Raw genomic sequence first — 13,306 nt, 5'->3', positions numbered from 1 at the left:
GCGTACTCCCGGCCCGCCCGGTCAGCAGGGCGGGCCGGGCGCGCGGCCGGAGGGTCACTTCGCGAACGGCCCCTCCAGCGCCGCCCATTGCAGCAGCATGATCGTCTTGGCGTCGGCGATCTCCCCGGTGCGGATCATCTTCAGGGCCCGGCGGAAGGGCAGTTCGACGATCTCGATGTCCTCGCCCTCCTCCTCCAGTCCCCCGCCCTCGTGGGTGCGGGTCGACGGCCCGTACTCGGCGGCGTAGAAGCTGACGCGTTCGGTGACCGAGCCGGGGCTCATGTAGACGTCGAAGACGTGCTGGACCGCGCCGATGGTGTGCCCGGTCTCCTCGACCACCTCGCGGCGCACGGCGATCTCCGGGTGCTCGTCGTCCTCGTCGAGCAGTCCGCCCGGGGTCTCGACCAGCATGCCGTCGGGGTGCCCGTTGACGTAGACGGGGAAGCGGAACTGGCGGGTGAGCAGGACGGTCTCGCGCCCGGTGTCGTACAGCAGCATGGTGGCCCCGTTGCCCCGGTCGTGGGTCTCGCGCTGCTGGGTGCTCCAGGTGCCGTCGGCGTGCCGGAAGTCGAAGGTGGTGGTGCGTTCGACGTACCAGTGGCTGGACAGCAGCTGCACGTCGCGGACCCGGACCCGGGGGTTGCCGGTGAGGTCCCGGCCGGCCCGGTCGAGCCCGGTGCGGCCGCGGCGGTCGGGGGTGTCGATGCCGGCGGTCATCGGGCACCGGCCGGGTGGCTGAGCGAGTTGGTCATGGGGCGATTCCACCATCCCGGCCGGGCCCGCGCGGGTCACCCGACGAGGTCCACGTCCTCCGGGCCCGGTTCGGTGCCGGCGGCTCCGGCGGCCCGGCGGCGGGCGTCCGGGTCGGTCCGGGCGTCGTAGCGCGTCAGGCCCGGCAGTGCGGCGGCGAGCAGGCCCACGGCGGCGACGCAGGCGAGCCCGCCGCCCCAGATCGCCGGACGGGCACCGGTCCAGCCGGCCATCGCGCCCGCGCGCACCTGGCCCAGCTGGGGGCCGACGCTGTACGAGAGGACCTCGATCCCGGCGAGCCGGCCGCGCAGCCGGTCGGGGATGGTCTGGTTCCAGATGGTCGAGCGGCCCAGGCCGCTGAGCATGTCGCCCGCTCCCGCGAGGGCCAGGAACACCAGAACCAGCCACACGTTCGACGTCCAGCCGGCCGCCGTCATGGCCAGCCCCCAGCCGGCGGCGCCGAACACCACCAGCAGGCCGTGCCGGGAGCTGCGGGAGACCCAGCCGCTGGTCAGGCTGAGCAGCAGCGACCCGACGGCGCCCGCGGAGTACATCAGGCCCAGCGCCCACTCGGCGTCGAGCTCGTCCGCGAGGAAGGGGAAGATCGTGTTGGGGAAGGCGAAGACCATCGCGGCCAGGTCCACCGTGTAGGTGCCCAGCAGGACCGGCCGGGACCACGCGTACCGCGCCCCTTCGGCGATGCCGCGCAGCGACGGCCTCGCCGCGTGCTCGGCGGGCGGCACCGGTGAGAGCAGCCGGCACATCAGCACGGAGAGCAGGAAGCAGCCGACCGTGGTCGCGTAGGCCGGGACGTTGCCCGCGTAGGCCACCACCAGGCCGGCCAGGGCGGGTCCGGCGATCGCGCCGGCCTGCCAGCGCAGGGCGTTCAGCGCGGCCGCGGCGGCGAGCTGGTCGTGCGGGACGATCCTGGCCAGCAGCGAGTCGAGCGCGGGGCGCTGGAGTCCGGCGAGTGCCGCGACTCCGGCGGCCACCAGGTACAGCGGCCACAGCATGGGGTGCGGCAGCAGCGCGTTGGCCAGCAGTACGACGGCGAGCAGGCCCAGCCCCGCCTCGGTCAGCACGATGACCTTGCGGCGGTCCACGGCGTCCGCGAGCGCCCCGCCGTACAGGCCGAACACGACCAGGGGAACGAGTTCGACGGCGCCCATCGCGCCGACCGCGAGCGGTGAGCCGGTCAGTTCCTTGATCTGCAGCGGCAGCGCGATCAGCGCCATGACGCTGCCGAGGTAGGTGACCAGCCCCTGCACCCACAGCAGGCGGAAGTCCCGGGAGGAACGCCAGGGAGCCAGGTCGGGCAGCACCGCGAGAAGTCTTGCGATCATGACCGGCGGCTCGCCGGCGTCCGCTCCGGCTGCCCGGACATGGTGTCCCCCCAGGAATGATCAAAGGCCGCTTCCGGACGAGTCCGAAACCGGCCTTTGTCTGCGACTCTCACGAGTCGGGACGACAGGATTTGAACCTGCGACCCCTTGACCCCCAGTCAAGTGCGCTACCAAGCTGCGCCACGTCCCGGTGCCTGCCGCGCGGAGCACCGCGCGCTCGGGCGGACAGCACTTTACCCCACGGGGTCCCCCGCGCCGAAGCGGGCGCCCGTGTCGGACGGGCGGGGAGGGACAATCGGGCGCATGGGCAGCACATCACCGGAACGAGGACAGGCAGCGGCGCGGGACCGGGACGCCGAGGGCCGGGCACGGAACGCACGGCCCCGGGACGGGCTGGGGCGGCCGCTGCCGTACGGCGCCGACGGGGTGGCCCGGCAGCCGGAGGGGGTCGTGCGCACGCCCGCGGAGACGGTCGCCGAGGCGCAGGAGCTGCTGGACGCGGGGAAGCCGTTCCACGCGCACGAGGTGTTCGAGGACGCCTGGAAGTCGGGGCCCGAGGACGAGCGGGCTCTGTGGCGGGGGCTGGCGCAGCTCGCCGTGGGGCTCACGCACGCGGCCCGCGGAAACGTGACCGGCGGGGCGCGGCTGCTGCGGCGCGGGGCCGGGGCCGTGGAGGAGTGGGCGGCGCGCGCCAGGATGGAGCGGACGCACGGACTGGACCCGGCGGCCCTCGCGGTGTGGGCGCGGGAGCTCGCGGACGACGTGGAGCGGGACGGCCGCCCCGTGGACGCGCGGGAGCGGGCGCCGAGGCTGCGGGGAGCGGCGTGAGGTGCGGACCGGACGCGGTGCCGGGGCTGCGGGGAGCGGCGTGAAGGGCGGGCCGGACGCGGTGCCGGGGCTGCGGGGAGCGGCGTGAAGGGCGGGCCGGACGCGGTGTCGGGGCTGCCGGCGGTGTGCGGCAGACTCGGGGCGTGCGAACCATTCATGTGATCGGCATCGGCGCGGGTGACCCCGAGCAGCTGACGCTCCAGGCGGTCAGGGCGCTGCGGGACACGGACGTGTTCTTCATCCTCGACAAGGGCGAGGTGAAGTCGGACCTCACGGGGCTGCGCAGGGACCTGCTGGACGCGCATGTCCCGGAGGGAACGTACCGGGTCGTCGAGGCGCGGGACCCCGAGCGGGACCGCTCGGCCGGCGGCGCCGCGTACTCCCCCGCGGTCGGCGACTGGCGCAGCGCGCGGGCCGGGATCTACGCGCGGCTGATCGCCGAGGAGCTGGACGAGGACGAGACGGGCGCCTTCCTGGTGTGGGGCGATCCCGCGCTGTACGACAGCACGCTCGCGATCCTGGAGGAGGTGCTGGCCTCGGGGGCGGTCGACTTCGCGTACGACGTCGTGCCCGGCATCAGCAGTGTCTCCTCGCTGGCCGCCCGGCACCGCACGGGCCTGAACCGGGTCGCGCGGCCGGTGCAGATCACCACCGGGCGGCGGCTGGCCGAGGGGTTCCCGCAGGGCGTGGACGACGTGGTGGTGATGCTCGACGCGCACCAGGGCTTCCGGCGGTACGCCGGTGAGGACATCGACATCTTCTGGGGCGCCTATCTGGGCACGCCCGACGAGATCCTGGTCTCGGGCCCGATCGCCGAGGCCGCGCCCGAGATCGAGCGGCTGCGGGCGGAGGCCCGGGAGCGCAAGGGCTGGATCATGGACACCTATCTGCTGCGCAGGAACCCGCGGGAGCGGTAGAGCACCCGGCGCGTGTGCGGTCAGTCCCATGATCGATACTCTCCCGTCGTCGGTTCGGGGAGGGGCTCGGGGAGGGGACGGTCATGGAGCACGGCAGCGGGCGCGGGCGACGGGTCGCGGGAGGGATCGCGGGGGTGGTGGCGGTCGCCGTCCTGATGGTCGGCTGCTCGTCCGACGACTCCGGCGACACCGGCGACACCGGCGGGTCCGAGTTCGACCGGGCGTGGCAGGAGAACTACTGCCGGCAGCTGGGAGCCTGGCAGCGCGTCAGGAACTCCGCCGAGCACGGAGCCGGCTCCGACGCCGCCGAGGAGGCCGGGGATGCGGTGGTCACCGCCGCGCGGCGGCTGTCCAGCGCCTCGTACGAGGGGGCCGGTGACGGCGCGACCATGCTCGACGTCACCGTCGCGGCGCTGCGCGGCGACGGCGCCGCCGAGGGCCGGGCGGTGGAGTACTGCGCCACGGCCGGTTTCGAGACGCTGACCCGCTGACGGTCACCCGGTCCGGCCGCCCAGCCCGAGCCGTTCCAGGACTCCCCGCACGTCCGGTACAGCCTCCACCCCCTCCGGGAGCACGGGGCGGCGTACGACCACCACGGGGAGGCCGAGCCGGCGGGCCGCCGTGAGTTTGGGCGCGGTCGCCGAGCCACCGCTGTCCTTGGTGACGAGCACGTCGACGCGGTGGTCGCGCAGCAGGTCCGTCTCGCCGGACACGGTGAACGGGCCGCGGGCCAGCAGTACTTCGGTGTGCGCGGGCAGGGGCGGCCCGGGCGGTTCGACGCAGCGGACGACGAAGCGCAGGCCGTCCAGGTGGGCGAAGGCGGCCAGGCCCAGGCGGCCGGTGGTCAGCAGCACCCGGGGGCCGAGGTCCGGCAGGAGCGCGGCGGCCCCGGCGAGCGAGGCGGCCTCGTGCCAGCGGTCGCCGGGCTCAGGGCGCCAGCCGGGGCGGCGCAGCACCACGGCCGGGACTCCGGTGGCGCGGGCGGCGCGCATCGCGTTGTCGGTGATCGACACGGCGAAGGGGTGGGTGGCGTCGACGACGGTGTCGACGTGTTCGGCGCGCAGCCAGGCGGCCAGGCCGTCGGCGCCGCCGAAGCCCCCGACGCGTACGTCCCCCGCGACCGCGCCGGGGCGGGACACACGTCCGGCGAGCGAGGTGGTCACGCGCACGCCGGGGTGCGCCGCGAGGGCGGCGGCGAGTTCGCGGGCCTCGGTGGTTCCGCCGAGGACCAGGATGTGGCGGGGGGACATGGGGCGAGCGTACGAGGTGGGCGGCCGGGGCCGGTCGGCGCCCTGACGCCGGACGAACACTATGAACACAACGGCCGGACCGTGGTGGGCGCGCCCGCCCGCTCCCTAGCATCGCCGCGCACGCCTGGACGAGGCGTCGTGGACGAGGGCGAGGGAGCAGCGTCGTGGACTGGACGAGAACCCAGGCAGTGATCCGCAGATCGGTCCCGGTGGCGGCGGCCCGGCGCACGACGCTCGCCGCCGTGCTGGCGGGGACCCTCGCCGCCGGACTGCTGGCGGGAGCCTCCCAGGCGCGCGGGGAGACCGCCGGGCCGGTACGCGCCGCGTGCCCGGACGAACTCGCCGGGCGGGCCGACTGCTACACCGGCCAGGACGCGAACGGCGCCTACTACGCGCTCGCGGTGCCCACCGACTGGAACGGTTCACTGGTGGTGCACGCGCACGGCGGGCCCGACCTCGGCGCCGAGTCGGACCCGGCGCGCAGTCTGGACGACCTGGGCCGCTGGTCGGTGATGGTGAAGGAGGGGTACGCCTGGGCGGGCTCGTCGTACCGGCGGGGCGGGTACGGGACGCGGATGGCGGCCGCCGACACGGAGAGCGCGCGCCGGGTGTTCGTCGGCGCGTTCGGCAGACCCCGGCGCACCTTCGTGCACGGCCAGTCGTGGGGCGGCGACGTCGCCGCGAAGGTCGTGGAGAGGTACGGCCGCCGGGGCGGGGCGTACGACGGGGCGCTGCTCACCAACGGGGTGCTCGGCGGCGGGTCGCGCGGCTACGACTACCGGGTCGACCTGCGCGTCGTCCATCAGTACTACTGCGGCAACCACCCGCGCCCGAGCGAGCCGCAGTACCCGCTGTGGCAGGGGCTGCGGGCCGGGTCGACCATGACGTCGGCGGGGCTGCGCGCCCGGCTCCAGGAGTGCACCGGGTACGCCTCCGCGCCGGCCGAGCGCACGGCCCTCCAGCAGCGCAACCTCGACGACATCCTGGCGGTCACCGGCATCCCGGAGCGCACGCTGGAGTCCCATCTGCGGTTCGCCACCTTCACGTTCCGCGACATCGTGCACGAACGCCTCGGCGGCCGGAACCCGTTCGGGAACCGGGGGGTGCGCTACTCCGGTTCGCACGACGACGCGGCGCTGAACGCCGGCGTCGAACGCTTCTCCCCCGACCCGACGGCGGTGCGCGACCTGTCGTACGACAGCGATCTGACGGGGCGGGTCGGGGTGCCGGTGCTGACGCTGCACGCGATCGACGACCCCACGGCGTTCGTCGAGCACGAGGCGGCCTACCGGGACACCCTCCGGGGCGCCGGACGGGACCGGTTCCTGGTGCAGTCGTTCACACGGGAACACGAGCACAGCGCGCTGAGCGACGCCGAGTACGCCACCTCCGTCACGGCGCTGGACGCCTGGGTGCGCACGGGGCGCAGGCCGACGCCCCGGTCCCTGGCGGCGTCGTGCGAGGAGTTCGACCGGACGTACGGCACGGGCTGCTTCTACGATCCGGCGTTCCGTCCCGCGCCGTACGCCTCCCGGGTGGAGCCGCGTCCGGGCGGTCTGCGGTGGCCGGCGATGACGGCGGCGCAGGAGCGGGCGTGGAGCAGGGTCGAGGGGGTCGGGATCGCCCCTTGAGCCTCCCGAGCCGCCTGAACCCGGGGGCGGGCGTCAGCGCAGCAGCAGCTGGAGCCCGCCCACGACCGTCGCCGCGATCACCAGCTGTTCGAACAGCCGCTGGTTGATCCGTGTGACGGCCCAGGTGCCGAGCAGCGCGCCGGGGACGACGAACAGCACCAGCGCGGCGTCGAGCAGCAGCGAGGAGCGGTCGATCAGGCCGAGTCCGGCGCTGAACGGGACCTTGGAGGTGTTGACGATGAGGAAGAAGAAGGCGGAGGTGCCGAGGAAGCCGAGCTTGCGGAAGCCGGCCGACAGCAGGTACATCGACATCACGGGGCCGCCCGCGTTGGCGACCATCGTGGTGAAGCCGCCGAGGACCCCGTAGGAGCGGGCCTTGAGCCGGCCGGAGCGGGTGGTGACGGCGTCGGGGTCGTCCTCCCGCCCGGCGGCACGGCGGCGCCACACGGTCACGGCGGCCATCATCAGCAGGATCGCGCCGATCGAGGTGCGGACGACGCCGTCGTCGGCCCACACGAGGAACAGTGTGCCGAGGACGACGCCGGCCGCGACCGCCGGGAACAGACGCCAGAGCGTGGGCCAGTGGGCGTGCCGCCGGTAGGTGAGGACGGCGAGCACGTCCCCGGCGATCAGGATCGGCAGCAGGACGCCGGTGGAGGCGCGTGCGGGCAGTACGGCGGCGAAGACCGCCAGACTGACCGTGTTGGCGCCGCTCACGGCGGTCTTGGAGAAGCCGACCAGGAGGGCCGCGCCGGCGAGTGCGGCGAACTCCCAGCCCGTTATGTGCCACAGCGTCATCGTGTCCATGCGGGGACCGATGTTATGTGCGGACATCAGGTCCTGGTAGGCCCGTCTCGTCTGCCGGGAGATCGCCGGCGGGTGCCCGCCCGGTGCGTCAGTGCCGTTCGACCAGCACCGCGCTGCCCTGGCCGACGCCGACGCACATCGTGGCGAGGCCGCGCTCGGCGCCCGTGCGACGCATCCGGTGCAGGAGGGTGGTGAGGATGCGGGCGCCGGAGCAGCCCAGCGGGTGGCCGAGGGCGATGGCGCCGCCGCTCGCGTTGACCAGGTCCGGGTCGATGCCGAGGGCGTCGACGCTGGCGAGCGCCTGCGCGGCGAACGCCTCGTTGAACTCGGCCTCCTGGAGATCGGCGACGGTCCAGCCGGCCCGGTCGAGGACCTTGCGCGTGGCGGGGACCGGTCCGATGCCCATGACGTCGGGGTGGACGCCCGCCGAGCCGCCGGCGACATAGCGGCCGAGGGACTCCAGGCCGAGGTCGTTCAGGGCCTCCTCGCTGACCAGGAGGAGACCGGCCGCGCCGTCGTTCATCGGGGAGGCGTTGCCCGCGGTGACGGTGCCGCCGGCGCGGAAGACGGGCTTGAGCCGGGACAGCTTCTCGAGGGAGGTGTCCTCGCGGACGCACTCGTCGCTGTCGACGAGCACGCCGTCGGGGCGCTCGACCGGCAGGATCTCGTCGTCGAAGTGCCCGTTCTTACGGGCCTCGGCGGCCCGCTGGTGGCTGCGGAGCGCGAACTCGTCCTGCCGTTCGCGGGAGACACCGTGGCGGCGGGCGACCTCCTCGGCGGTCTCGCCCATGGACAGCAGGCCGTGCAGGTCCTTCATGGCCGGGTTGACCAGCCGCCAGCCCAGGCGGGTGTCGACGGTCTCGATGCGGTGGGGCAGCGCCTCGTCGGGGCGGGGCAGGACGAAGGGGGCGCGGCTCATGGACTCGGAGCCGCCGGCGAGCACGATGTCGGCCTCGCCCGCCGCGATGGTGCGGGCGGCCGTCGTCACCGCCTCCAGGCCGGAGGCGCACAGCCGGTTCACGGTGGCGCCCGGCACCGAGTCGGGCAGTCCGGCCAGCAGGGCGGCCATCCGGGCCACGTTGCGGTTGTCCTCGCCGGCCTGGTTGGCGGCGCCCCAGTAGACGTCGTCGACACGTGCGGGGTCCAGCGCGGGGACGTCGGCGACGATCCCGCGGATCACGGCTGCGGCGAGGTCGTCGGGGCGGACGGACGACAGGGCGCCGCGCAGCTTGCCGATGGGGGTGCGGCGGGCGGCCGCGAAGTGGACGGGACGCACGACTGGACTCCTGACCGGGCGGGTGGATCGGCACTCCGTTAATTAGCACCGCTAGTTTTGGACTATAGACCGACTCCCGCCCCGCTGGGAAGATACGCCGCCCCGGGGACGAGGGGCCACGGCGGCGACCGGCCCGGCCACCGGGCACCGCACGTTTTGCACCGGTTCGCACGGGGCACCCGCGCACGCATGGAGTGGCGCGGCACCGCTGTGACGGACGGCGCCGCACCGCTCCTGCAGCCCTCGACCACGCCAGAGAGGGGCTCGACATGACCGTGGTCTCCAGCACGCTTCCGGAGCCGGCCCGCCAGATCGCCGGTGCCGCCCTCCAGGACACCCTCGTCGATCTGCTCGGGCTGTCGCTGATCGGGAAGCAGGCGCACTGGGCCATCGTCGGCCCGCGCTTCCGCTCGATCCACCTCCAGCTCGACGAGGTGGTGACGCTGGCCCGGACGCACGCCGACACGGTCGCCGAGCGCAGCTCCGCGATCGGGGTGGCACCCGACGGCCGTCCGGAGACCATCGCCGCGGCCTTCGCGCTGCCCGGCCCCGAGGCGGGCTGGCTGCGCGACACCCAGGTCGTGCAGCTGGTCGTGGACGCTCTCGGCTCGGCCGTCACGCGGCTGCGCGAGCGGGTCGCGGCGACCGCCGAGCCGGACCCGGTGACGCAGGACCTGCTCATCACCATCACCGGCGACCTGGAGAAGGAACGCTGGATGTTCGACGCCGAGAACTGGCCGGACGACGGCTGAGACACCCGGCGGACCACCCGGCCGGCACCACCCGACGCGAAGGGAGAGGAAACCCCGTGACCGACGCCCTCGAACTCGACGCACTGTGGCAGGAGTTCCACCGCGTGGTGAACATGACCTCGCAGGAGCTCGCCGCCTGGCTGCGGGTCAGCGAAGCGGGTGAGACGGCCGAACCGCTGCCGGACGAGGCAGGCACCCCGGTCGGGCAGCATGTCCTCGCGATCCTCCAGAAGCGCCGCACCGACCTCACGGACGACGACGTGCGGGTCATGTACGACGTCGTGGACACCGTGTCCGAGCGCGCCGATCCGGAGAACGAGCCGGAGCCGGAGCAGACCCGCCAACGGCACCGGCTCATGACCATCGGGCACGACCCGCTGAAGGGGTGAGGCCGGAGGGACGTCAGCCGATCGACGGGGTCACCCGATCGGGCCGTGGCCGATGGTGGGCCCGTGGGGCCGGTGATGGGCTGAGCGGGACACGCGTCCCGTCCCCAGGAGGCACTCCCGATGACCCGTCGTACCGTCCGACTCGCCCGCGTCCTGTCCACGGCCCTGACGGCGGGCACCCTGCTCGCCACCGCCGCCTGCGCCCAGGACGGGGGCCGGGAGACCGGGGCCTCCGGCGTCAGCGCGTCGCCCGCGGCGGCCCGGCAGCAGACGGAGTCGCCGACGGGCTCGCCCACCGGCTCGCCGAGCGGCACCCTGTCCGAGTCCGGCGCCGAGACCGCGCTGATCACCGCGGCGGACATCGAGGACGACTGGACCCAGGTGAAGGACACGGAGGCGGAGAACTGGCACGACGGTCTGCTGATCGGCAAGGTCGACGTCTCCGACTTCGTGTCCGCCAAGGCCGACGCGGCCGACTGCCAGCGGCTGATGGACTCGCTGTTCGACGACGACCTGCTGGGCAAGCCGTCGGGGGCGAACGCGCTGCGCGGCTTCACCCAGGACGACTCGCGCCTGCTGTACCAGGTCGCCGCATACGACCGGACGGACGTCCAGGACTCCCTGGACTGGATGGCCGGACTTCCGCAGGAGTGCGACCAGTTCACGATGACCGAGAACGGCGAGGAGCGGACCGTCCAGGTCACCGAGAGCGACCTGCCCACGGTGGGCGACGCCCGTGAGGGCGTGCGGGTGTCGGTGCGCGGGCCGGTCGACGGCACCGAGGCGACGCTGACCCTGAGCGTGGCCGCGGTCCGGGTGGGCGACAACGCGATCACCGTCACGGCGGGCGGTCTCGACGACGATGAGGACGACTCGGTGGAGTCGGCGGTGAAGCTGGGCACGCAGCGGCTCCAGGACGTCCTGGCCGGCAAGTCCCCGGCGGCCTCGCCCAGCCAGTTCGACTGACGCGTCGGCGGCACCCCGCCCGCGCGCCGACGACCGTACCGGCTGTGCCGATTCCCGGGACAACGTGATCAACGGGGCGGCACAATGGCGGTGATGGCCGGTTTCGGTCGTGCGTGCGAGGAGAGGACGAGTCGTGAGCGATGGCCACACCCCGTCGGGCGGGTCGGCGAGGCTGAACACCGGTGTGGCGCACAACGCGCGCGTGTGGAACTACTGGATCGGCGGCAAGGACAACTACGAGGTCGACCAGCAGGTGGGCGAGCACGTGGCCGGGATGTTCCCGGTCATCCGTGACATCGCGCGCGCGGACCGCGACTTCCTCGGCCGGGCGGTGCGCTTCGTGGCCGGGGAGCGCGGCGTACGGCAGTTCCTCGACATCGGCACCGGGCTGCCGACGGCCGACAACACCCACGAGATCGCCCAGCGCATCGCGCCCGAGTCCCGGATCGTGTACGTCGACAACGACCCGATCGTGCTGGTGCACGCCCGGACGCTGCTGACCGGCACCCGGGACGGCGTCACCGCGTACATCGACGCCGACGTGCACGACCCGGACGCCATCGTCGAACGGGCCTCGCGGACGCTGGACTTCACCGAGCCGGTCGCCGTGATGATGCTGGGCATCCTCAACTTCGTGCTGGACTACGACCAGGCCCGTGACATCGTGCGGCGCGTCATGGCCGCGACCCCCTCCGGCAGCCTGCTGGTGCTGACGCACCCCACCTTCGACGCGGAGCTCGGCGGCGAGGGCCAGATCCCGGCGATGAAGTTCTGGAACGAGAACGCCACCCCGCCGATCACGGCCCGCAGCGGCGAGGACATCGCCGCCTTCTTCGAGGGACTGGAGCTGCTGGAGCCGGGCATGGTGTCCTGCGCCCGGTGGCGGGCCGACGGCTCCCCCGCCCCGGTGCCGCAGTACGGCGCGGTGGCCGTGAAGCCCTGACGCCCCCACGCACCGCCCGCCCGGCGGCCGAGCTCGTCGAGGAGACCGTATGACCACCCTTGCCGACCCCGTCCCGGGAGGGCGTCCCGGGGACGTCGAACGGGCCACCGCGCTCGGCGGCGAGCTGGCCGGGCGGGGTGTGCACGGGGTCGTGCTGGCGTACGTGGACACGGCCGGGATCGGCCGGGTGAAGACGGTCCCCACCGCCAAGCTGCCCTCGGCGGCGGCCTGGGGCGTCGGGATGTCCCCGGTGTTCGACACGTTCCTCGCGGACGACTCCGTCGTGACCACGGACGTCCTCGGCTCCCCGGACGGCGATCTGCGTCTCTACCCGGACCTGACGGCCCTGGTGGAGCTGGCCGCCCAGCCCGGCTGGGCCTGGGCGCCGGTCGACCGGACGACCCAGGAGGGCGAACCGCATCCGGCGTGCGCCCGCACGTTCCTGCGGCGCACGGTCCGCGAGGCCGCCGAGCGGCACGGGGTGACGTTCCGGGCGAGTATCGAGATCGAGTGCTCCTTCGCCCAGCCGCCGGGCGCCGACGGGGCCTTCGTGCCCGCGGTCACGGGTCCGGCGTACGGCGCCACCCGGCAGGTGGAGCTGAGCGACTGCGCGGCGGAGCTGCTGGCGGCGCTGGCCCGGCAGGGCGTCGAGGCCGAGCAGTTCCACCCCGAATACGCGGCCGGGCAGTTCGAGCTGTCGGTGGCGGCGCTGGACCCGGTCGCCGCGGCCGACCACAGCGTGCTGGTGCGGCAGACGGTCCGCGCGGTGGCCCGGCGCCACGGGTTCGCGGTGTCCTTCGCGCCCGCCGTGCTCGGGCAGGGCGTCGGCAACGGCGGCCATGTCCACCTCTCCGTCTGGCGCGACGGCGTCAATCTGCACGCGGGCGGCGACCGCCGGTACGGCCTGCGCCCCGAGGCGGAGTCCTTCGCCGCCGGCGTGCTCCGCCGGCTCCCGGCCCTGACCGCGGTGACCGCGCCGAGCCCGGCGAGCTATCTGCGGCTGCGGCCCTCGCAGTGGGCCGGGGTGTTCACGGCGTGGGGCCGCGAGACCCGGGAGGCCGGGCTGCGGCTGGTGACCGGCACGGTCGGCCGGCGCGAGCGGACCGCCAACATCGAGGTCAAGCCGGTCGACCTGGCCGCCAACCCGTATCTCGCGCTGGGCTGTCTGATCGCCGCCGGTCTGGACGGCATGGCGTCGGACGCGCGGCTGCCCGAGGAGGTCACCGGCGACCCCGCGCACCTGAGCACGCGGGAGGCGGCGGCGCTCGGGGTGCGGCGGCTGCCCGTCTCGCTGGGCGAGGCCGTCGGGGAGTTCCGCGCGGACGTGGTGCTGCGCGACGCGCTCGGGCCGGTCCTCGCCGACGCCGTGACCGCGGTACGGGAGGGCGAGAGCGCCCGGGTCGCCGGGCTGGACGACGACGGGGTCGCCGCCGCCTACCGGTGGGTGTACTGAC

14 protein-coding genes and 1 tRNA gene are annotated in these 13,306 nt (G+C 74.3%); 9 read left to right on the top strand and 6 right to left on the bottom strand.

The features are described 5' to 3' along the window. Positions 1–54: 54 nt before the first annotated feature. From ADL34_RS18580 to ADL34_RS18570, 3 genes are all read right to left on the bottom strand, one after another. Complete coding sequence (locus tag ADL34_RS18580) at positions 55–717, bottom strand: NUDIX domain-containing protein (RefSeq protein ID WP_062668866.1); 663 nt, start codon at positions 715–717, stop codon at positions 55–57. Positions 718–788: 71 nt separating this feature from the next. After that, positions 789–2,093 (bottom strand): MFS transporter, encoded by a 1,305-nt coding sequence (locus ADL34_RS18575; protein ID WP_062668865.1) that lies wholly within the window; start codon positions 2,091–2,093, stop codon positions 789–791. 116 nt (positions 2,094–2,209) lie between these two features. After that, positions 2,210–2,283: transfer RNA gene (locus ADL34_RS18570), tRNA-Pro, on the bottom strand. A gap of 113 nt (positions 2,284–2,396) precedes the next feature. Here ADL34_RS18570 and ADL34_RS18565 point away from each other — a divergent pair. The 3 genes from ADL34_RS18565 to ADL34_RS18555 all read left to right on the top strand — a co-directional run bounded on the left by ADL34_RS18565 (position 2,397) and on the right by ADL34_RS18555 (position 4,329). Beyond that, entirely contained in the window at positions 2,397–2,921 is a 525-nt protein-coding gene (locus ADL34_RS18565; protein WP_062668864.1) for a DUF309 domain-containing protein, read from the top strand. A gap of 143 nt (positions 2,922–3,064) precedes the next feature. After that, positions 3,065–3,838 (top strand): precorrin-6A synthase (deacetylating), encoded by a 774-nt coding sequence (gene cobF / locus ADL34_RS18560; RefSeq protein ID WP_062668863.1) that lies wholly within the window; start codon positions 3,065–3,067, stop codon positions 3,836–3,838. Positions 3,839–3,921: 83 nt separating this feature from the next. Further along, on the top strand, positions 3,922–4,329 hold the full coding sequence (locus tag ADL34_RS18555; RefSeq protein ID WP_062668862.1) for a hypothetical protein: 408 nt from the start codon (positions 3,922–3,924) through the stop codon (positions 4,327–4,329). Positions 4,330–4,332: 3 nt separating this feature from the next. On the opposite strand, the gene ADL34_RS18550 is transcribed toward ADL34_RS18555, so the two are convergent. Next, positions 4,333–5,088 carry a cobalt-precorrin-6A reductase gene (locus ADL34_RS18550; protein WP_062668903.1) on the bottom strand — a complete coding sequence of 252 codons (756 nt, stop codon included), beginning with the start codon at positions 5,086–5,088 and terminating at the stop codon, positions 4,333–4,335. A gap of 188 nt (positions 5,089–5,276) precedes the next feature. On the opposite strand from ADL34_RS18550, the gene ADL34_RS18545 reads away from it, so the two are divergent. Further along, entirely contained in the window at positions 5,277–6,719 is a 1,443-nt protein-coding gene (locus tag ADL34_RS18545; RefSeq protein WP_062668861.1) for a hypothetical protein, read from the top strand. A gap of 33 nt (positions 6,720–6,752) precedes the next feature. Here ADL34_RS18545 and ADL34_RS18540 read toward each other — a convergent pair whose 3' ends face one another. Both ADL34_RS18540 and ADL34_RS18535 read right to left on the bottom strand, forming a co-directional pair. Next, on the bottom strand, positions 6,753–7,526 hold the full coding sequence (locus tag ADL34_RS18540; protein WP_062668860.1) for a sulfite exporter TauE/SafE family protein: 774 nt from the start codon (positions 7,524–7,526) through the stop codon (positions 6,753–6,755). Positions 7,527–7,614: 88 nt separating this feature from the next. After that, entirely contained in the window at positions 7,615–8,802 is a 1,188-nt protein-coding gene (locus ADL34_RS18535; protein WP_062668859.1) for a thiolase family protein, read from the bottom strand. Positions 8,803–9,071: 269 nt separating this feature from the next. Here ADL34_RS18535 and ADL34_RS18530 point away from each other — a divergent pair, with 269 nt between their 5' ends. From ADL34_RS18530 to ADL34_RS18510, 5 genes are all read left to right on the top strand, one after another. Beyond that, positions 9,072–9,554: a Dps family protein gene (locus tag ADL34_RS18530; RefSeq protein WP_062668858.1), complete on the top strand. Its 483-nt coding sequence runs from the start codon at positions 9,072–9,074 to the stop codon at positions 9,552–9,554. Between the two features lie 56 nt (positions 9,555–9,610). Beyond that, a complete protein-coding gene (locus ADL34_RS18525) occupies positions 9,611–9,943 on the top strand; it encodes a DUF3140 domain-containing protein (protein ID WP_062668857.1) in 333 nt (110 codons plus the stop codon). A gap of 120 nt (positions 9,944–10,063) precedes the next feature. Continuing rightward, entirely contained in the window at positions 10,064–10,909 is an 846-nt protein-coding gene (locus tag ADL34_RS18520; protein ID WP_062668856.1) for a hypothetical protein, read from the top strand. Positions 10,910–11,042: 133 nt separating this feature from the next. Beyond that, complete coding sequence (locus ADL34_RS18515; RefSeq protein ID WP_062668855.1) at positions 11,043–11,852, top strand: SAM-dependent methyltransferase; 810 nt, start codon at positions 11,043–11,045, stop codon at positions 11,850–11,852. 49 nt (positions 11,853–11,901) lie between these two features. Beyond that, positions 11,902–13,305: a glutamine synthetase family protein gene (locus ADL34_RS18510; protein ID WP_062668854.1), complete on the top strand. Its 1,404-nt coding sequence runs from the start codon at positions 11,902–11,904 to the stop codon at positions 13,303–13,305. Position 13,306 lies beyond the last annotated feature (1 nt).

The organism is Streptomyces sp. NRRL WC-3605 (genome assembly GCF_001509795.1).
Classification (GTDB): domain Bacteria; phylum Actinomycetota; class Actinomycetes; order Streptomycetales; family Streptomycetaceae; genus Streptomyces; species Streptomyces viridochromogenes.
This window is presented reverse-complemented; position numbering and strand designations above follow the sequence as displayed.